The 19,284-nt window shown below is 71.9% G+C and carries 16 protein-coding genes and 1 pseudogene; 7 read left to right on the top strand and 10 right to left on the bottom strand.

The window, feature by feature from the left end; genetic code table 11:
- Positions 1 to 216: 216 nt before the first annotated feature.
- Both ABD944_RS31840 and ABD944_RS31835 read right to left on the bottom strand, forming a co-directional pair.
- Entirely contained in the window at positions 217 to 1,197 is a 981-nt protein-coding gene (locus ABD944_RS31840; RefSeq protein ID WP_345182990.1) for a tRNA (adenine-N1)-methyltransferase, read from the bottom strand.
- A 62-nt stretch (positions 1,198 to 1,259) separates the two neighbouring features.
- The gene (locus ABD944_RS31835; protein ID WP_345182989.1) at positions 1,260 to 2,438 is read right to left on the bottom strand and encodes a site-2 protease family protein; all 1,179 of its coding nucleotides are present in this window, start codon (positions 2,436 to 2,438) and stop codon (positions 1,260 to 1,262) included.
- Between the two features lie 100 nt (positions 2,439 to 2,538).
- On the opposite strand from ABD944_RS31835, the gene ABD944_RS31830 reads away from it, so the two are divergent.
- From ABD944_RS31830 to ABD944_RS31810, 5 genes are all read left to right on the top strand, one after another.
- Positions 2,539 to 3,555 carry a RecB family exonuclease gene (locus ABD944_RS31830; protein ID WP_345182988.1) on the top strand — a complete coding sequence of 339 codons (1,017 nt, stop codon included), beginning with the start codon at positions 2,539 to 2,541 and terminating at the stop codon, positions 3,553 to 3,555.
- Positions 3,556 to 3,651: 96 nt separating this feature from the next.
- A complete protein-coding gene (locus tag ABD944_RS31825; RefSeq protein ID WP_345182986.1) occupies positions 3,652 to 4,875 on the top strand; it encodes a sensor histidine kinase in 1,224 nt (407 codons plus the stop codon).
- A gap of 109 nt (positions 4,876 to 4,984) precedes the next feature.
- Positions 4,985 to 5,665, top strand: coding sequence for a response regulator (locus ABD944_RS31820; RefSeq protein WP_345182985.1), 681 nt, complete (start codon positions 4,985 to 4,987; stop codon positions 5,663 to 5,665).
- Positions 5,666 to 5,905: 240 nt separating this feature from the next.
- On the top strand, positions 5,906 to 6,736 hold the full coding sequence (locus tag ABD944_RS31815; RefSeq protein ID WP_345182984.1) for an ABC transporter ATP-binding protein: 831 nt from the start codon (positions 5,906 to 5,908) through the stop codon (positions 6,734 to 6,736).
- On the top strand, positions 6,733 to 9,234 hold the full coding sequence (locus ABD944_RS31810; protein ID WP_345182983.1) for an ABC transporter permease: 2,502 nt from the start codon (positions 6,733 to 6,735) through the stop codon (positions 9,232 to 9,234). The genes ABD944_RS31815 and ABD944_RS31810 overlap by 4 nt, the downstream gene beginning before the upstream one ends.
- A 100-nt stretch (positions 9,235 to 9,334) precedes the next feature.
- Here the strand turns inward: ABD944_RS31810 and ABD944_RS31805 are convergent, their stop codons facing one another.
- The 7 genes from ABD944_RS31805 to ABD944_RS31775 all read right to left on the bottom strand — a co-directional run bounded on the left by ABD944_RS31805 (position 9,335) and on the right by ABD944_RS31775 (position 17,208).
- Positions 9,335 to 10,474 carry an ABC transporter ATP-binding protein gene (locus tag ABD944_RS31805; protein WP_378187611.1) on the bottom strand — a complete coding sequence of 380 codons (1,140 nt, stop codon included), beginning with the start codon at positions 10,472 to 10,474 and terminating at the stop codon, positions 9,335 to 9,337.
- 23 nt (positions 10,475 to 10,497) lie between these two features.
- Entirely contained in the window at positions 10,498 to 11,565 is a 1,068-nt protein-coding gene (locus ABD944_RS31800) for an ABC transporter ATP-binding protein (RefSeq protein WP_345182981.1), read from the bottom strand.
- The gene (locus ABD944_RS31795) at positions 11,565 to 12,578 is read right to left on the bottom strand and encodes an ABC transporter permease (RefSeq protein WP_345182980.1); all 1,014 of its coding nucleotides are present in this window, start codon (positions 12,576 to 12,578) and stop codon (positions 11,565 to 11,567) included. The genes ABD944_RS31800 and ABD944_RS31795 overlap by 1 nt, the downstream gene beginning before the upstream one ends.
- A gap of 105 nt (positions 12,579 to 12,683) precedes the next feature.
- Positions 12,684 to 14,447 carry an ABC transporter substrate-binding protein gene (locus ABD944_RS31790; RefSeq protein WP_345182979.1) on the bottom strand — a complete coding sequence of 588 codons (1,764 nt, stop codon included), beginning with the start codon at positions 14,445 to 14,447 and terminating at the stop codon, positions 12,684 to 12,686.
- Positions 14,448 to 14,491: 44 nt separating this feature from the next.
- Positions 14,492 to 15,484 (bottom strand): ABC transporter permease, encoded by a 993-nt coding sequence (locus ABD944_RS31785; RefSeq protein WP_345182978.1) that lies wholly within the window; start codon positions 15,482 to 15,484, stop codon positions 14,492 to 14,494.
- A 430-nt stretch (positions 15,485 to 15,914) separates the two neighbouring features.
- Positions 15,915 to 16,343, bottom strand: coding sequence for a hypothetical protein (locus ABD944_RS31780; RefSeq protein WP_345182977.1), 429 nt, complete (start codon positions 16,341 to 16,343; stop codon positions 15,915 to 15,917).
- 208 nt (positions 16,344 to 16,551) lie between these two features.
- Complete coding sequence (locus ABD944_RS31775) at positions 16,552 to 17,208, bottom strand: HAD family hydrolase (RefSeq protein WP_345182976.1); 657 nt, start codon at positions 17,206 to 17,208, stop codon at positions 16,552 to 16,554.
- Positions 17,209 to 17,390: 182 nt separating this feature from the next.
- Between ABD944_RS31775 and ABD944_RS31770 the strand changes: the two genes are divergently transcribed.
- Both ABD944_RS31770 and ABD944_RS31765 read left to right on the top strand, forming a co-directional pair.
- Complete coding sequence (locus ABD944_RS31770) at positions 17,391 to 17,852, top strand: universal stress protein (RefSeq protein ID WP_345182975.1); 462 nt, start codon at positions 17,391 to 17,393, stop codon at positions 17,850 to 17,852.
- A 203-nt stretch (positions 17,853 to 18,055) separates the two neighbouring features.
- Positions 18,056 to 18,898: a PAC2 family protein gene (locus ABD944_RS31765; RefSeq protein WP_345182974.1), complete on the top strand. Its 843-nt coding sequence runs from the start codon at positions 18,056 to 18,058 to the stop codon at positions 18,896 to 18,898.
- Between the two features lie 229 nt (positions 18,899 to 19,127).
- Here ABD944_RS31765 and ABD944_RS31760 read toward each other — a convergent pair.
- A pseudogene (locus tag ABD944_RS31760) lies at positions 19,128 to 19,284 on the bottom strand (cysteine--1-D-myo-inosityl 2-amino-2-deoxy-alpha-D-glucopyranoside ligase); the annotation flags it as partial.

Genomic DNA, 19,284 nt, shown 5'->3' with positions numbered 1-19,284 from the left:
ACGACCTACTGAGACCCTACCTATCTGGAGGGCTTCCGTAACCTGCCCATTCGGTGTTCGTGTCGTGCGGGGGTCTTCCGGGAGGGTTGGCAGGGGTCCCGTGGAGGTGGCGCGGGTCGAGCCCTTACGACGTCCGGACCTGCGGGTTCGGCACGCCGGGCGTGTCGTGGCACGGCGTTTGCCGAGTCCGGTGGCGGGGCGCCGGAGGAATGTGATCTAGGCCTCGGCCGGGACCCCGGGCGCGGCGTCCGGGGCGGGGGCGACCTCGGAAGCGGCTCCGGAAGCGGCCCCGGACGGAGGCGCGGCGTCGCCGGGGGCGGGGTGGGCGCCCTTCGCGGGGCGGCGGCGCCGGGCGGGCGGGGTCACGCCGTCGGCGAGGCGGCGCGCGGTGACGAGGAAGCCGGTGTGGCCGACCATGCGGTGGTCGGGGCGGACGGCGAGCCCGTCGACGTGCCAGGAGCGCAGCATGGTCTCGAAGGCGTAGGGCTCGGCGAACCGGCCGTGGGAGCGCAGGTCCTCGACGACCCGCGACATCTGGGTGGTGGTGGCGATGTAGGCGCAGACCATGCCGCCCGGCACGAGGGCCTTGGCGACGGCGTCGAGGGTCTCCCAGGGCGCGAGCATGTCGAGGACGACGCGGTCGACGTCGGTCTCGGCGAGGGCGTCCTCCAGGGAGCCGACGGTGAGGCGCCAGGCGGGGTGGGGCCCGCCGAAGAACTTCTCGACGTTGGCGCGGGCGATGTCGGCGAAGTCGGGCCGGCGCTCGTAGGAGGAGACGAGGCCGTGCTCGCCGACGGCGCGCAGCAGGAAGCAGGTGAGGGCCCCGGACCCGGCGCCGGCCTCGACGACGCGGGCCCCCGGGAAGATGTCGGCCATCGCGATGATCTGGGCGGCGTCCTTGGGGTAGACGACGGCGGCGCCGCGCGGCATGCGGAGGGTGAAGTCGGCGAGCAGCGGGCGGAAGGCCAGGTACTCGATGCCGCCGCTGGACCGGAAGACGCTCCCCTCGGGGCTGCCGATCATCTCGTCGTGCGGGATCGAGCCCTTGTGCGAGTGGTAGACCTTGCCGGGCTGGAGGGTGATGGTGTTGATCCGGCCCTTGGGGTCGGTGAGCTGAACCTGGTCGCCGGGGCGGAACGGGCCGTGCGGGATGCGGCCGGGCGAGGGGGCGGGGCCGTCGGGTCGGGGTTCGCTCATGGAGGTCAAGGCTAGCGGCGCGCGCGGGCAGGTCGGGCCGCCGCGGCGGCCCGCGGGGGCGGTCAGATGCCGGCGAAGGCGCGGTCGACGTCGGCGACCGCGAGGACGCCGTAGACGCCTCCGTCGGGCTCCACGAGCAGGTACTCCGAGGCGGGCGCGCGGCGCAGCGCCTCGACGAGCTCCTCGCCGGACAGGTCGGCGGCCAGCTGCAGCCCGTCGTCGATGCCCCGCGACAGCTCGCCCACGCTGACCCAGGGGCGGCGGTGCTCGGGGGTCGCGGTGACGGCCTTCTCGCTGACCAGGCCGAGGGGCCGGCCGTCGTGGTCGGCGATGACGATGGCGCCGGCGTGGTCCTCGCGGGCGCGGCGGACGGCCTCGGCGAGCGGGACGTCGGCGGTGACGAGGGTGGCGCGGCGCGCGAGGCGGCGCGCCGACAGCAGCGGGATGCGGTCGCGGACGCGCTCGGCGCGGATCGACTGGGTGGCGCCGACCCAGATGAACGAGGCGACGAGGGCCGACCAGAGCAGGGCGAGCCAGCCGATGCCGCCGCCCTCGCCGGTGTTGTAGGTGGCCAGGTAGGCGCCGGCGACGAGGCAGGCGATGGCGACGCCGCGGCCCACCCAGCCGGCGAAGACGCCGCCGCTGCGGCTGCGTCCGGTGACCTTCCAGACGACGGCGCGCACGAGGCGCCCGCCGTCCAGCGGGAGGCCGGGCAGCAGGTTGAACAGCCCGACCAGGAGGTTGGCGAAGGTGAGGGCCTCGACGAGCAGCAGCGCGACGTCGGGCAGGGGGACGACGGCGTGGACGAGCAGGCCGAGCCCGGCGAGGACGAGGTTGACCAGCGGCCCGGCGAAGGCGATGAGGAACTCGCGGCCGGGGGTGGGGGCCTCGCGCTCGATGGAGGTCTCCCCGCCGAGGATGTGGAGGGTGACCGAGCGGACGGGCAGGCCGAAGGCGCGCGCGGTGACGGCGTGGCTCAGCTCGTGGACGAACACCGAGCCGTAGAGCAGGACGGCGTAGGTGAAGGCGACGAGGTAGCTGAGCGGGCGGCTGACGACGCCGTCGACCTGGCCCTCGAACATGACGGTGACGAGGACCGCGACCAGGAACCAGCTGGGCGAGACGTAGACGGGCACGCCGAACAGGCGGCCCATGAGCAGGCCGGGGCGTGCGGGGCGGTCGTCGGGACCGCGGCCGCCGGCCGGGGTCCTGTCCTCGGTCGGGGGCGCGCTGTGTGTCACGCCCCCGATGCTACGGCCCCGGCGGCGGTGCCGGTCCCCCGCCGGGCGCGCGGCGGCGGTGCGGGATTTCCGTCGGGGGTGTCACCTACGCTGCTGTGCCATGACGACGACCGAGGCGGGCAGCACCGAGGCGGGTGGCATCGAGCCGGGAGGGATCGGAGCCGGGGGCGGGGCGTCGGTGCCGCCCGCGCGCGCGGGCGAGTCGGGCGGAGGCGCGGGGGACGCGCCGGTCGTGGTCGGGTCGCTGTCGCCGTCGCGGGCGGGCGACTTCATGACGTGCCCGCTGCTGTACCGCTTCCGGGTGATCGACCGGATCCCGGAGCGGCCGAGCGCCGCGGCCGTGCGGGGCACGCTGGTGCACGCCGTGCTGGAGCGGCTGTTCGACCTGCCGACCGGGGCGCGCACGCCGGAGGCGGCGCTGGAGATGCTGGCGCCGGAGTGGGACCGCCTGCTGGAGGCCGAGCCGGAGCTGGCGGAGCTGTTCGGCGGCGACGGCGGCGAGGCCGAGCACGCCGAGTGGCTGGGGCAGGCGCGCCGGATGGTGGAGCGGTACTTCTCCCTCGAGGACCCGCGCCGGCTGGAGCCTGCCGAGCGCGAGCTGTTCGTGGAGACGGTCCTCGACTCGGGGCTGAAGCTGCGCGGGTACATCGACCGCGTCGACGTGGCGCCCAGCGGCGACATGCGGATCGTGGACTACAAGACCGGGACGGCGCCGCGGGCCGACTTCGAGGCGCGGGCCCTGTTCCAGATGAAGTTCTACGCGCTGGTGCTGTGGCGGCTGCGGGGCCGGGTACCGCGGCTGCTGCAGCTGATGTACCTGGGCAACGGCGAGATCCTGCGCTACGAGCCGGACGAGGCCGACCTGCGCGCCACGCAGCGCAAGGTGGAGGCGCTGTGGCAGGCGATCCGCCGGGCGATGGACACCGGCGAGTGGCGGGCGCGCACGGGGCGGCTGTGCGACTGGTGCGACCACAAGGAGCGCTGCCCGGAGTTCGGCGGCACTCCCCCGCCGCTGCCCGCGGCGCCGGTCGACCGCCCCTCCCCCGCCGACCTGGAGGAGGCACGGCGGGCGGACGCGCGCGCCGGTGCGGGGGCGCGGGAGCACGACGATCTCTAGTGCCGCCCCCGGCGCGGCCGGGTCATCCTTGGGGAGGACCGCGGATCCGCGTGCAGGAGGGCTCGGGACCTGCTGCGGCCTCCTAGGGTGAGTGTCGTGTCACCCCGCATCCGTGGTCTCCACGCCGTCCGCGCCTGGCTGCACGCGCGCCCGATGGCGGCCGACGCGTTGCTCGCGCTGGGCCTCCTGGCGGTGGGGCTGCCTCAGCTCTTCCTCGAGGAGCTGCCCGCCGGCCACGGCTACGATCAGTTCCGGTCGCCGGACATCTGGGACGGCCTGGTGGTCACCATCGTGACGATGGCGCTGACGTGGCGCCGCCGCCATCCGATGCCGGTGCTGCTGTTCATCATCGGCGGCGAGCTGGTGATGGCGGTGGCCCACTATCCGCCGTCGGTGCCGGACGTGGTGGCGTTCCTCGTGGCCGTCTACAGCGTGGCGGCGCACCGGGGGCTGGCGCAGAGCGCGCTCGGCGGCGCGACGGCGTTCGTCTACTTCCTCGCCTACCTGCTGGTCCTGCCGATCTCGATGGCGCCGGAGGTACTGATCACCGACTGCGCGCTGGTGATCGGCGTGTGGGTGCTGGGCCGCAACCTGCGGCTGCGCCGGGCGTACTTCGCCGAGCTGGAGGACCGGGCCGCCCGGCTGGAGCGGGCGCGCGGAACCGACGCGCGGGCCGCGCGCGTCGAGGAGCGGTCCCGGATCGCGCGGGAGCTGCACGACGTCGTGGCGCACCACGTGAGCGTGATGACCGTGCAGGCCGGCGCCGCGCGGCGGATCATCGACCGGGACCCCGGCAGCGCGCGCGAGGCGATGTCGACGATCGAGGAGGTCGGGCGGACCGCGCTGAGCGAGATGCGGCGGATCGTCGGCGTCCTGCGCACGGACCGCGACTCCGAGCGGGCGGGCCGGGAGCTGGCGCCGCAGCCGGGCCTCGGCGACCTCGGCGAGCTGCTGGAGCACGTGCGGGAGACGGGCCTGTCCGTGCAGCTGTGGATGGAGGGCGAGGCGCGTCCGCCGTCCCCGGGCGTGGACGTGGCCGCCTTCCGGCTGATCCAGGAGGCGCTGACGAACACGCTCAAGCACGCGGGGCCGCAGGCGCGGGCCTGGGTGCGGCTGTACTACGGCGACAGCGACCTGACGGTGGAGATCGAGGACGACGGGCGCGGGACCGCGACGTTCATGGCCGACCACGGGGACAACCCCGGGCACGGTCTGGTCGGGATGTACGAGCGGGTCGCGCTGTACGGTGGCGAGTTGAAGATCGGGCCGAGGGTCGGCGGCGGATTCGGCGTGCGGGCCCGGTTCCCGCTGGAGCCGTGAGCCGTGCGAGGCCGTAGGTTGGGGCAGGAGCGCCGCGGACGCGGCGGTCCGGTGAGGCGAGGAGCGCGACGATGAACGGTCCGGGACGGCGGCCTGCGGTGGTGGCCCGATGACCACGGTGCGGGTCCTGCTGGTCGACGACCAGCCGCTGCTGCGGACGGGGTTCCGGCTCATCCTGGAGGCGGAGGCCGACATCGCCGTCGTCGGGGAGGCCGGGGACGGCGCGGTGGCGGTGGAGCTGACCCGGTCGCTGCTGCCGGACGTGGTGCTGATGGACATCCGGATGCCGGGGGTGGACGGCATCGAGGCGACCCGCCGGATCATCCGGGAGGGCGCGGCCTCGCACGACCCCCGGGTGCTGATCCTGACGACGTTCGACCTGGACGAGTACGTCATCGAGGCGGTCCGGGCGGGCGCCAGCGGGTTCCTGCTCAAGGACTCCCCGCCCGAGGACCTGGTGCAGGCGATCCGCATCGTGGCGGCGGGCGACGCGATCGTGGCGCCGTCGGTGACGCGGCGCCTGCTGGACAAGTTCGCCAGCCGGCTGCCGGCCGTCCGGGACGCGGCGCCGCCGCCCGGGCTGGACACCCTGACCGAGCGCGAGCGCGAGGTGCTGTCGCACGTGGCCCGCGGCCAGTCCAACGCCGAGATCGCGGCGGAGCTCGTGGTGAGCGAGACGACGGTGAAGACGCACGTGGGGAACGTCCTGGCCAAGCTGGGCCTGCGCGACCGCGTCCAGGCCGTGGTGTACGCGTACGAGACGGGGCTGAGCAGGCCCGGCCAGAGCTGACGCGCAGGCCGAAGGGCCGGTTTCGGGGTCGGCCCCTGAGGCGCCCCTGACTTTCGTCGGCGGAGGCCTACTCCGGTAGGACGACGGTGGAGGGGCTTCTCCTGCCGTGGGTGGACGGGCAAGTCCGTTCCTGGGGTCCAGGAAACCGGTTTGTTCGGCTTCTAGGGTTTTGTGAGTCGGATCGCCGGGGGCACGGCGCGGTCCGGACGCATTCCTGCTCACTCACCCACGGGAGTACACGTGACGAACACCGCCCCATCGACCGCCGGCGCGGAGCACGCGCCCGGGGCGGGCGACTTCGCCGCTCGAACCCAGCAGATCGCGAAGGTGTACGGGCGCGGCGACGCCCAGGTCGTCGCGCTCGACGGGGTCACCGTCGGCATCCCCCGCGGCCGGTTCACCGCGATCATGGGCCCCTCCGGATCCGGCAAGTCCACCCTGATGCACTGCATGGCGGGGCTGGACTCGGTGGACTCCGGGCAGGTCTACATCGGCGACACCGAGCTGACCCGGCTCAAGGACAAGCAGCTCACCCGGCTGCGCCGCGACAAGATCGGCTTCATCTTCCAGGCGTTCAACCTGGTGCCGACCCTGACCGCGCTGGAGAACATCACGCTGCCGATGGACATCGCGGGCCGCAAGCCCGACCAGGAGTGGCTGGACGCGGTGGTCGACACGGTGGGGCTGCGGCCGCGGCTCAAGCACCGTCCCACCGAGCTGTCGGGCGGCCAGCAGCAGCGGGTGGCGTGCGCCCGCGCCCTGGCGTCCCGCCCGGAGATCATCTTCGCGGACGAGCCGACGGGGAACCTGGACTCGCGCGCGGGCGCCGAGGTCCTCGGCTTCCTGCGCGACTCCGTGCGGCGGATGGGGCAGACCATCGTGATGGTCACCCACGACCCGTCCGCTGCCGCCTACGCCGACCAGGTGCTGTTCCTGTCCGACGGGCAGATCGTCGACACGATGACCGAGCCGACCGCCGAGCGGGTGCTGGAGCGCATGAAGGGCTTCGACGCCGGCGGCCACAACACCCGTCCCGCGGGCGCGGCCGGCTCCGGGGTGTCGGCGCGATGATGGGCAAGGTCACGCTCCGCAACCTCGCGGCGCACAAGATCAGGCTGGTGCTGACGGCCGTCGCGGTGATCCTCGGCGTCGCGTTCGTGGCCGGCACGCTGATCTTCACCGACAGCATGAACAAGCAGTTCGACGACCTGTTCAGCCGGATCGGCACGAACGTGGCCGTCGACGTGCGCGCCAAGAAGGTCGTCGAGGGCGACGACGACGGGGCGGCGGCGCAGCCGGTCCCGGCGACCGTGCTGAAGACCCTGCAGGGCATCGACGGCGTCAAGGACCCCCAGGGCAACGTCAACGGGTACGCGGCCGTCGTCGGCAAGGACGGCAAGATCGTCGGGACCGCACAGGAGGGTCCGCCCCAGATCGGGACGAACTGGTCAACGGGCGGGACCTACGACCTGGCGTCGGGCCGCGCCCCGCAGGGACCCGACGAGGTCGTCATCGACGCCAGGACCGCGGAGAAGGGCAAGCTCGCGGTCGGCGACACCACCCGGGTCCTCACCGCCGGGCCGCCCGCGCGCATGCGGATCGTCGGGCTGGTCGACGCCGGGAACCTGATGGGCGCGACGCTCACCGGGTTCGACACCCCGACCGCGCAGCGGCTGATGCTGAAGCCCGGTTACTTCAGCGACATCGAGATGGGCTCCACCGGTCCGTCCCAGAACGAGCTGCGCGACCGGGTCGCCAAGGCGCTGCCGCAGAACCTGGAGGCCGTCACCGGCGAGAAGCTCCGCGAGGAGTCCAAGAGCGACATCGCCGCGATGATGGACTTCTTCCGCACCTTCCTGCTCGTGTTCGCGCTGATCTCGATCTTCGTCGGGTCGTTCATCATCTTCAACACGTTCTCGATGCTGGTCGCGCAGCGGACCCGCGAGCTGGCGCTGCTGCGCGCCATCGGCGCGGCCCGCGGCCAGGTGACGCGGGCGGTGATCGGTGAGGCCGTCGCGGTCGGCGTGGTCGGCTCCACCCTCGGCCTCGCGGCCGGCGCGGGCCTGGCCTCCCTGCTGCAGACGCAGATGGGCGACGCCGGGCAGGGCGGGCTGACCTTCACCGCGACCCCGGTGATCTCGTCGTACGCGGTGGGCATCGTGGTGACGGTCGTGTCGGCCTACTTCCCGGCCCGCCGCGCCGCGAAGATCCCGCCGGTGGCGGCGATGCGCGACGACGTCGCGCTGCCCCAGCGGTCGCTGCGGATCCGGATCGCGCTCGGCTCCCTGCTCACCCTCGTGGGCGCGGGGCTCATCGCCGTCGGCCTCGCCGGCGGCGGCGGCAACCCGGTGGTCCCGGTCGGCGTGGGCGCGTTCGCGGTCTTCATCGGCGTCGCCATGCTCGCCCCGGTGATCAGCGTGCCGGTGATGAAGGTGCTCGGCGCGCCGTTCGCGCGGCTGATGGGCCCGCCCGGGCGCCTCGCGCGGCAGAACGCGCTGCGCAACCCGCGCCGCACCGCCGCGACGGCCGCGGCGCTGATGATCGGCCTCGCGCTGATCACCACGGTGAACGTGCTGGGCGCGACGATGCGGGCCTCGGTCGACGAGCAGGTCGACGCGCAGTTCGGCGCCGACTACCTCGTCGAGGTGCAGGGCGCGGGCGGCATCACCGCCGAGGCCGCCCAGCGGATCCGGACGACGCCCGGGGTGGCCTCCGCGTCCCCCACCTACGAGGGCAACGCCAAGATCGAGAACAAGAAGGCGTGGTACATGTCCGGCGACGCGGCGGTGATCGCCAAGGCCGCCAGGCTGAAGGTCACCTCCGGCGGCACCGGCATCGGCGACGCCGGGATCATGGTGGACGAGGACACCGCGAAGGCCCGCGGGTGGAAGGTCGGGGCGGCGGTCCCGGTGCAGTTCGCCGACGGGCGCACCGAACAGCTCAGGCTGGCGGGCGTGTACGCCAAGAGCGATCTGATCGGCCCCCGCCTCATCTCCCCGCAGGCGCACCTGCGGCACACCCTCAAGCCGACCGTGACCACGGTCGTGGTGGACGCCTCGGCGCCGTCGGCGGCGACGAAGGGCGCGCTGGAGTCGTCGCTGAAGGACTACCCGAACCTGAAGGTGTCCGACCAGGCGTCGCTGAAGGCCGACGCCCGCAAGCAGGTCGACGGGTTCGTGACGTTCCTGACGATTCTGCTGGTGATGTCCGTCATCATCGCGGCGGTCGGGGTGGTCAACACCCTGGCCCTGTCGGTCATCGAGCGGACCCGGGAGATCGGGCTGCTGCGCGCGATCGGGATCTCCCGGCGGCAGCTGCGCCGCATGGTCCGGCTGGAGTCGATCATGATCGCGGTCTTCGGCGCGGTGCTCGGCATGGGCATCGGGGTGGCGTTCGGCGCGGCGCTGCAGAACGCCCTCGCGGACAAGGGCCTCGGAGTCCTCGCCGTGCCGTACGGGACCCTGGGGATCTACCTGGTGGTCGCCGCGGTCATCGGCGTGCTGGCGGCCCTCTGGCCCGCGTGGCGCGCGGGCCGCATGGACGTCCTGAAGGCCATTTCCACCGAGTAGCCGACGGCCGGCAACGCGGAAAGGCCCGGTCCCCCTGGCGGGGGCCGGGCCTTTCCGCGTGCACGGTGCGCGCCCCATGCACGGGGCACGCCTGGCGGCGCTACTCCACGGAGTCCGTGCCGTCGGCAGGAACCGGGTCGGCGGCCGGCGCGGCCGGCGCCACCGCGGCCTTGGCGACCGCGTCGGTCGCGCTGACCGTGGTGTTCTCCGGGAAGTGGCAGGCCGCCTGGTGGCCCGGGCTGAGCTCCACCAGCGGCGGCTCGACCTGCTTGCAGATGTCCTGCGCCTTCCAGCAGCGGGTGTGGAAGCGGCAGGCGGGCGGCGGGTCGAGCGGGCTCGGCACGTCGCCCTGCAGCCGGATCCGCTTGCGGTCCCCGCGCTCGCTCGGGTCGGGGATCGGCACCGCCGACAGCAGCGCGTTGGTGTAGGGGTGCATGGGCCGCTCGTACAGGTCCGCCCGGTCCGCCACCTCGACGATCTTGCCGAGGTACATGACGGCGACGCGGTCGGAGATGTGCCGGACGACCGACAGGTCGTGCGCGATCACCACGTAGGTGAGGTCGAGCTCGTTCTGCAGGTCCTCCAGCAGGTTGACGACCTGCGCCTGCACCGACACGTCCAGCGCCGACACCGGCTCGTCCGCGACGATCAGCTTCGGCTTGAGGGCCAGGGTGCGGGCGATGCCGATGCGCTGCCGCTGACCGCCGGAGAACTCGTGCGGGTAGCGGTTGTAGTGCTCGGGGTTCAGCCCGACCAGCTCCAGGATCTCCTGGACGGCCTTCTTGACGCCCTGCTTGGCCTCGATGTTCTGCAGCCGGAAGGGCGCCCCGACGATCGCGCCGACCGTCTTGCGCGGGTTCAGCGACGAGTACGGGTCCTGGAAGATCATCTGGATGTCGCGGCGGAGCGGCCGGAGCCGCCCCTGCGACATCGTGGTGATGTCCTGGCCCTCAAAGGTGATCTTGCCGAAGCTCGGGTCCAGCAGCCGCATGATCATCCGGCCGGTGGTGGACTTGCCGCAGCCCGACTCGCCCACCAGCCCGAGCGTCTCGCCCTTGCGGACCGAGAACGACACGCCGTCGACGGCCTTGACCGCCGCGACCTGCCGGCGCAGCAGCCCCGCGGTGACGGGGAAGTGCTTGCCGAGGTTGTCCACCTCCAGCAGCGGCTCGCCGTCCCGCACGGGGCGGGTCTCCGCGGCCGGACGGGTCTCGTCGGCCGGGGTCTTCGTAGTGTTCACAGTCTCGTTCCCACCCGTGCTCGTCACAGCTTCGCCCGGATCTCGTCGTTCCAGATCTGCCGCTTCTTCTCCAGCGGGAGATGGCACGCCACCTTGTGGCCGGGTTCGGCCTCGATCAGGTCGGGCCGCTCGGTCGTGCTCTTGTCCCCGTTGAGGTCACTGTAGGGGCAGCGCGGATGGAACGCGCAGCCCGACGGCACGTTGATCAGGCTCGGCGGCGACCCCACGATCGGCATCAGCCGCTCCGTGCGCTCCCGGTCCAGCCTCGGCATCGAGCCGAGCAGCCCCCAGGTGTAGGGGTGCAGCGGCTGGTGGAAGGCGTCGTCGACGGAGGCGTACTCCACCGCGCGGCCCGCGTACATCACCAGGATGTCGTCGGACAGCTCGGCGACCACCCCGAGGTCGTGGGTGATCATGATGACCGCGGAGTTGAACTCCTGCTGCAGGTCCCGGATCAGGTCAAGGATCTGCGCCTGGACGGTCACGTCCAGCGCCGTCGTCGGCTCGTCGGCGATCAGCAGCTCGGGGTCGCAGGAGAGGGCCATCGCGATCATCGCGCGCTGCCGCATGCCGCCGGAGAACTGGTGCGGGTAGTCGTCCACCCGCTTGTCCGGCTTGGGGATGCCGACCTTGCCGAGCATGTCGATGGCGTGCTTGCGGGCCACCGACTTGGACACGTCGTTGTGCACCCGGTAGGCCTCGATGATCTGGTGGCCGACCGTGTAGAAGGGGTGCATCGACGACAGCGGGTCCTGGAAGATCATCGCCATGTCGCGGCCGCGGAGCCGGCGCACCTCGGCCTGCGAGGCGCCGACGAGCTCCTTGCCGTTCAGCCAGATCTCCCCGGACACGTCGGCGTTGCGCCGGTTGTGCAGGCCGAGGATGCCGAGGCTGGTCACGCTCTTGCCGGAGCCCGACTCGCCCACGATCCCGAGCGTGCGGCCGCGCTCCAGCTGGAACGACAGGCCGTCGACGGACTTGACCAGGCCGTCGTCCGTCGGGAAGTGGATCTTGAGGTCGCGGACCTCGAGGAACGCGCTCGGGGCCTCGCCGGTGCCCGCGGTCTCCGCGGCGGGCGCGGTGCCGGTCATCAGCCAAGCCTCACTCTCGGGTCGACGATCGCGTACATCATGTCGACGATCAGGTTGATCACGATGATGGAGGTCGCCGTGAGCAGGGTCACGCCGAGCACCATGGGCAGGTCGCCGCCCCGGATCGAGCTGATCGCCAGCTGGCCCAGCCCCGGGATGCCGAAGGTGTTCTCCGTCAGGACCGCGCCGCCGAGCAGCAGGCCGAGGTCGAGGCCGAAGATGGTGAGGATCGGCGTCAGCGAGGCGCGCAGCGCGTGCTTGGTGACGACCGTTCCCTCCGACAGGCCCTTGGCGCGGGCGGTGCGGATGTAGTCCTCGTTCATCGTCTCCAGCATGCCCGCTCTGGTGAGCCGCGCGTACATCGCGGCGTAGAGGAACGCGAGCGTCACCCAGGGCAGGACCAGCGCCTGGAACCAGCTCACCGGATTGGAGGTGAACGGGGTGTAGCTGCCGCCGCCCGGGAAGATCTTGAGTGTGTAGGAGAACAGCGCGAGCGAGACCAGGCCGGTGAAGTAGATGGGCAGCGACACGCCGCTCAGCGCGATGATCATCGCTGTCCGGTCCCAGAGCGAGCCTCTGCGCAACGCCGACAGCACCCCGGTGGCGATGCCGCCCACGAGCCAGACGAGCGCGGCGCCGAGTGCCAGCGACAGGGTCGCCGGGGCCCGGTCGACCAGCGTCTCCAGCACCGGCTGGCTGCTGCGGAACGAGTAGCCGAGGCACGGCGCGGGGCAGTGGTCGGTCACGGGGCCGGCCTTGTAGTCCTTGCCGACGACGATGGCCTTGACGTAGTTGCCGTACTGCACCACGACCGGCTTGTCGAGGCCGAGCCGCTCCTTGGTGTCCTGGATGGCCTCGGCGGTCGGCGCCTTGCCCACGTAGGACGCCGCGATCTGGTCGGTCGTCTGCCCGGCGATCTTGGGCAACCAGAAGAAGATGCCGAAGGTCACCATGCTGACCAGCAGCAACATGACGACGGCACCGATGAGGCGCCGGATGATGTATGCGAACACAATGCTCGGCCCGACCCGCCGGCCGGCGGGACCTGTGGGTCCCGGCACGGCCGGCGGGCGTCGCCTTCACCTGCCTTCAGCTGGACGCACGGACGAAGCGGAGTGTCACTCCACGCCCATGTTGAGGTAGTCGTACATTCCGCCGTAGTAGTACGTGATGCCGGCGTTCGTCACGCGCTTCGGCCGGTACATCAGGGCCTTGGCGTAGATCAGCGGCACCTCGGCGGCGGTCGCCATGACCGCCTTGTCGACCTCACCATAGGCCTTCAGACGCGAAGCCTTGTCACCGTTGGAGATCGCGTCGTCAAGGCCCTTGTTGACCTTCGGGTCGTTGAGCTCGGCGAGGTTGTTGCCGCCCGACGGCTTGATCGCCGCACCGTGCACGATCTGCGAGAGGAAGCCGTAGCCGGTGGGCCAGTCGGCCGCCCACGCCATGATCATCATGCCGATGCCGTGGTCGTGAACGTACTTCGGCACGCCGACGTACTTGTTGAAGTAGTCGCCGGCCGGGAACTGGACGATGCTGACCTTGATGCCGACCTTGGCGAGGCTCTGCTGGATCGCCTCGGCCATCGCGACTTCCTTCGGCCGGTCCGACCGCGCCGAGATCTTGGTGCTGAAGCCGTTCGGCTGGCCGCACGCCTGCAGCTCCGACTTGGCCTTGGCGAGCGTGGCCTGGTCGAGACCGCCGCCCTCGGCCTGCTTCTGCGGGTACAGGTCGAACTTGGTGTAGCCGTCCACCGACGGGGGCAGCACGGTGGTGGCGATGTCGCCGCCGGCCAGCGGGCCTCCGTAGGCGGTCTGCGCGGCGACCTTGTCGGTCGCGTACTGCACGGCCGTCCGGCAGTGGATGTTGTCGAGCGGCTTGACGTTCACGTTCAGCGACATGAACCGCAGGAAGCCCTGGACGGGGTTGTCGACGTACGGCTTCTGCTCGGGGGTCAGCACCTTCGGCTGGGTCCCGGCCTGGACGCCGACGCCGGTGATGTCCATGTCCAGCGCGCCGGCCAGCATCCGCTGGTCGATGTCGTCCGCGTTCTGCTTGATCTGGACTTCGATCTTGTCCGGCAGCGCCTTGCGGAGCGGGTCGGTGCTCTGGTTCCAGTTCGGGTTGCGCGACAGCGACATGGACTTGCCGCGCGTGTAGTTGTCGATCTTGTACGGCCCGCTGGAGACGATCGCGGACTCGTACTTCGTGCCGGTGTCCTTGGCCTTCGGCACAGGGATCGACTGCGACATCGAGACCAGGTAGTCGAACTCCTGGAACGGCTCGTTCAGGTGGAAGACGATCGTCTGGTCGTCGGGGGTCTCGATGGACTTCAGACCCTCGTCGCTCTTGTCCTCGTACGGGCCCTTGTAGGCGGGCTTGTTGTCGACGAGGTACTGCTTGAAGTACTTCGGCCCGAGCTGCAGCTCCTTGGTGTAGTTGCTGCGCTCGATCGCGTACTTGACGTCCTTGGACGTGACCGTGGTGCCGTCGTCGTACTTGACGCCGGTCCGCAGCTTGTACGTCCAGGTCTTGCCGCCGTCGCTGGACTGGCCCATGTCGGTGGCCAGGTCAGGGACGATCTCGAGGCTCGCCTTGCCCGCCGCGGCCTTGGCCGTGGTCAGGCCGCGGCCGTAGAGACGGGCGAAGTTCTGCGAGAAGGCGTAGTAGGTGTTGCCCGGGTCCGGCGAGTCCCAGTCGTCGGAGTCGGCCAGCTTGAGCGTGCCGCCCTTCTTGTCCGACTTGTTGACGACCTCGTTCACGCCGGCGTTGTACCCGGGCCCGCTCCCCGAGCCTCCGGATTCACCGCCGCCGCAGGCGGCGAGCCCTGCGGCCGCGACCACACCGGCCGCGAAGACCGCAAATGGTCTCATCTTGTTCATGTGCAGGCGCACCCCTTCAATTAGACGGGTCGGTTGAACCCGAGTCACTTGGCCCGAGGGTCGAGAGCGTCCCGCAGCCCGTCACCGAAGAGGTTGAAGGCGAGGACGGTGATGAAGATGGCCATACCAGGGATGATCATGTACGCGGGGTCCGAGGAGTAGATCGGAACCGCGAGCGTCAGCATGGCGCCCCACGAGGGCGTCGGCGGGATCACTCCGACGCCGAGGAACGACAGCGCCGCCTCGAACAGGATGTTGGTCGGGATCAGCAGGGTCGAGTAGACCAGGATCGGGGCGACCAGGTTCGGCAGGATCTCCTTGAAGAGCACGTAGGAGTTGCGGGCTCCCAGGCTGCGCGCGGCGTCGACGAACTCGCGCTCGCGCAGCGACAGCGTCTGGCCGCGGATGATGCGGCCGATGTAGGGCCAGTTGAAGAAGCCGATGACCACGACCAGCACCGAGATCCGCAGCCCGTTGCCGTTCATCCCGAACGCGCCGTCGGAGACGACGCCGACCAGGGCGATCGCGAACAGCAGCAGCGGGAACGCCAGGAAGGCGTCCATGGCCCGGCTGATCAGGTAGTCGACCCAGCCGCCGAAGTAGCCGGCCACGATGCCCATGACCGTCCCGATGACCACCGACAGCAGGGTGGCCAGGAACGAGACCAGGAGCGAGATCCGGGCTCCGTGCACGATGCGGGCCAGCAGGTCGCGGCCGGTGCCGGGCTCCACGCCCAGCAGGTGGTCGCCGCTGATGCCCGTGTGCCAGATCCCCGACTTCGGCCGGTTGTAGGTCGGGTCGATCAGGTTCTGGTGGTACGTCAGAGGGTCCTGCACGAAGTACGGCCCGAAGATCGCGATCAGGATCAGCACGAGCACGATGACCGCGCCGGTCAGAGCGACCTTGTCCCGCTTCAGCCGCATCCAGGCGATCTGCCCGAGCGAGCGTCCTTGGATCTTCTTCCTGTCGACGCCGGCGAGGACAGCCTCTGGCTGCGCCTCGCTGTCGGACCCGGTCACCTCTATGGGTGCGGCCACGCTCGATACCTCCTACCGTCCGGCCACTGGTTCGGCCCTGCCGCCGGCGAGTGACCGGCGGTCGCGGAGATCATCCGCTGCCCCCCGTGCCCGTTACGCCGCGTTTGCTGAAGGGAAACGTAGTCCTTCGGGCACGACTGTCCATCCGTGAGGCGTGCTTCGGAAGTACCCGTATCTGACTTGTGATCTCGTCGTCATCTGGGCAACATGCGTCCACGCACCACGTTGGACAAATCGCCCGAATAGTACGTTCAGCCCAGACGTGCCCGGCAACTCCACACGGGTCGGGAACGGCAAGCTTTACCGTACTGAGTCCGATCTGAGACTGATCGTCCGCAGGTCAGGGCGGGGACGCGCAGAAACGGCGGGCCGGGACGCCCCGTCAGGGACGTCCCGGCCCGCCGTCACGACGCGTGCGGGCCCCGCGGCGTCAGGAGATGCCGCGGTCGCGGAGGATCTTCTCGATCTCCGCCATCTCCGGGTCGCCGCCGCCCGGCGCGGGGCCCTCGACGCCCCGCCCGGGCTTGCCGGCGCGACCCGCCGAGCGGCGGCCGTCGCCGGACTTGGCGGCGGCGCGGCCGTCGTCGGCGCCCCCGCGGCGGCTCAGCATCGCCCCGGACGCCAGGTAAAGAAGCACGGCCAGCCCCGCCACCGCGACGCCCGCCCACTTCACCGGGCTGAACGCCAGGTCGACGAAGAACTCGGTCACGCCCGTCAACGCCGCCGCCAGCGGCACCAGCGACAGGGCTGCGCCGCGCAGCCCGGTGCCCGCGCCCCGGCGGCGGTAGGCGCCCCAGCTGATCACCAGCCCGACCAGGGTCACCCCGAGACTGATCGCGAATATGGCTGCGTCGCTCATGCCGGCCCCTCATTCCGTGCGGCGGTGCTCTTCCCATCGTCACACGCGAACCGCCGGACCTGCTCCTTCTGGCGGACGGTTTGCGCCCGCCGCCGTCTCCTCCTGCGGCGGGACCCGTCCCCTAGGGACCGCCCCCCGGGGTACCGGCTCCCGCGTATCAGGTCACGGCCGGACAACGGCCCGGCCGCGGGACGGCCGAGGCGCCGGGTCAGGCGACCAGCGAACGCAGCCGCGCCAGGTCGACCTCGCGCAGCGAGGCGACCACCGTCCGCCCCGGCGCGGGCGGGATGGGCAGGAGGCCGGGGACGGCGACGGTGACGCAGCCCGCCGCCTCCGCCGCCGCGACGCCGTTCGGGGAGTCCTCCAGGACCACGCAGCGCGCGGGGTCGGCGCCGAGCCGGGCGGCGGCGGTCAGATACGGCTCGGGGTGGGGCTTGGTCCGGGCGACCTCGTCCCCGGCGACGCTGAGCGCGAAGTGCTCGCGGCCGACGGCGTCCAGCACCGGCTCGATCAGCCGCCGGTGGCTGGAGGACACCAGGGCCGCCGTCACCCCGGCGGCGCGGATCTCGGCGAGCAGGTCCTTGGCGCCGGGCATCATCGGGACGCAGGCGCCGAGCCGCTCGGCCATGCCGTCCAGCATCCGCCGGCCGACCTCCTCGCGCGGGGCGTCCGCCCCGGTCAGCTCCAGCATGTAGTCGACGGCGAGGTAGAGGGAGCCGCCGACCAGCCGCTCCTGGTGGGCGGGGGTCCACTCGCCGCCGAGCCACGCCATGACCTCCGACTCCACCTCCAGCCAGACGCTCTCGGAGTCGATGAGCAGGCCGTCCATGTCGAAAAGCACGGCGTGCGGGCCGCCACCAGTCACAACTCTCCCCACGGGTCGTCCGGGCCGGAGAAACCACCCTATCTATGCGATCAAGGGACACTCCGGCCAGTCCTCCGCCGGGGGCCGGCGCCTCTTGGACGGGGTGTGCAAAGAGACGGTGACGGATGGGACACCGGACCGATAACGTGCCAGCAGTTGACTACCAACGGGTAAGGAACGGCATGAGCGCGTACCGCACCATCCTCGTCGGCACCGACGGCTCCGACTCCTCGTTCCGCGCGGTCGACAGGGCCGCGCAGCTGGCCGCCGCCACGGGCGCCACCCTCCTGCTCGCCTCCGCCTACAGCCCCATGCCGGAGCGCGAGCGCGCCAGCGCCGCCGACCGGCTCGGCGACCTGGCCTACAAGGTGCAGGGGTCCACGCCCGCCGACGACGCTCTGCGGGCCGCGCGGGAGCGGGCCGTCGCCGCCGGCGCCACCGCCATCGAGCAGGAGGCCGTCGAGGGCGACGCCGTGGACGTGCTGTCGAAGCTGGCCAAGGAGCGCCCCGTGGACCTCATGGTGATCGGCAACCGGGGGCTCAACAGCCTCGCGGGCCGCATCCTCGGCTCCGTGCCGGCGAACCTGTCGCACCGCGCCCCCTGCGACGTGCTCATCGTGCACACCACTCCGCGCGGCAAGTGACGCCCGTCCCCGCCGCCGGTGACCCGATCGTGACCCGGGTTCCGCCGCGGGCGTACAGGGCGGGGTCTGGCTTCCGGAGGGGTGGGGTACGTCACCGTCAGGACGTAGGCTGACAGCCACCGATCATGAGCGGGGCCCCCGACCCCCGGGAATGACGGCCCCCGTCGGTGACGCTGTACCTGGGCGTCGAAAGGAGGCAGCGCGTGGTCGAGCTCGAAAGCGTGCCGGAACTCGTCGATCCGGTGCTCGTGGCCGCCTTTGAGGGGTGGAACGACGCCGGGGAGGCCGCCAGCGGGGTGATCGCGCATCTGGAGTCGACCTGGGAGGCGGTGCCCATCGCCGAGCTCGATCCGGACGACTACTACGACTTCCAGGTCACCCGCCCCATCGTCGAGATGGCCGACGGCGAGACCCGCGGCATCACCTGGCCGACGACCCGCGTGTCGTGGGCGCGGCTCCCCAACGGCAAGGACGTCGTGCTGCTGCACGGCATCGAGCCCAACATGCGGTGGCGGTCGTTCTGCCGCGAGCTGGTCGGGCTGATGCTGGAGCTGGAGATCCGCAACGTCGTGCTGCTCGGCGCGCTGCTCGCCGACGCCCCCCACACCCGGCCGGTGCCGGTCACCGGCGCCGCGTCCGAGGCCGGCCTGGTCAACACCCTGAACCTGGAGCCGGCCCGCTACGAGGGGCCGACCGGCATCCTCGGCGTGCTCCAGGACGCCTGCGCCAAGGCCGACCTCGACACCGTGTCGCTGTGGGCGGCCGTCCCCCACTACGTCGCCCAGCCGCCCTCCCCCAAGGCGACCCTCGCGCTGCTGCGCCGCGTGGAGGACCTCCTCGACGTCACCGTCCCGCTCGGCGAGCTTCCCGAGGAGGCCCGCGCCTGGGAGCACGGCGTCAACGAGCTCGCCGAGGAGGACTCGGAGGTCGCCGAGTACGTCCGCACGCTGGAGGAGCAGAAGGACGCCACGGAGCTGCCCGAGGCGAGCGGCGACGCCATCGCCCGCGAGTTCGAGCGCTACCTGCGCCGCCGCGACCCGGGCTGATCGCGCGGGGCGGGGCGCCCCGGCCTCTCGCATCCCCGGCGGCGCCTCCCGCATCCCCGGCGGCTCCGCGCGCACGCCGTGGAGTGCGCTGATCACGACGTCCACCGTCCCGCGGACCGCCGGCGTCTGTTGCCGGTGAGCGCGCCGCGGCCCCTTCCCCGGCTCTGAGCACGCCGACGAGCCCGCCGTGGCGGGCCTACCGGCGCAGGACGAGGTCGGACGCCGCCGGTCAGAGCGCGATGCCGAGGAGGGCGTCGACGACGGCGGCGGCCTGGGCCGGCGCCGCCTCGTCGTCGCCGTCGGCGGAGGCCCAGGCGTCCACGGCCGCCAGCGCGGCGGGAGTGTCCAGGTCGTCGGCCAGGCCCTCGCGGACCGCGGCGGCCAGC

The organism is Actinomadura verrucosospora, from assembly GCF_039540335.1.
Lineage (GTDB): Bacteria > Actinomycetota > Actinomycetes > Streptosporangiales > Streptosporangiaceae > Spirillospora > Spirillospora verrucosospora.
The sequence above is the reverse complement of the archived record's forward strand: the minus strand, read 5'-3'. Positions and strand labels throughout refer to the sequence as shown.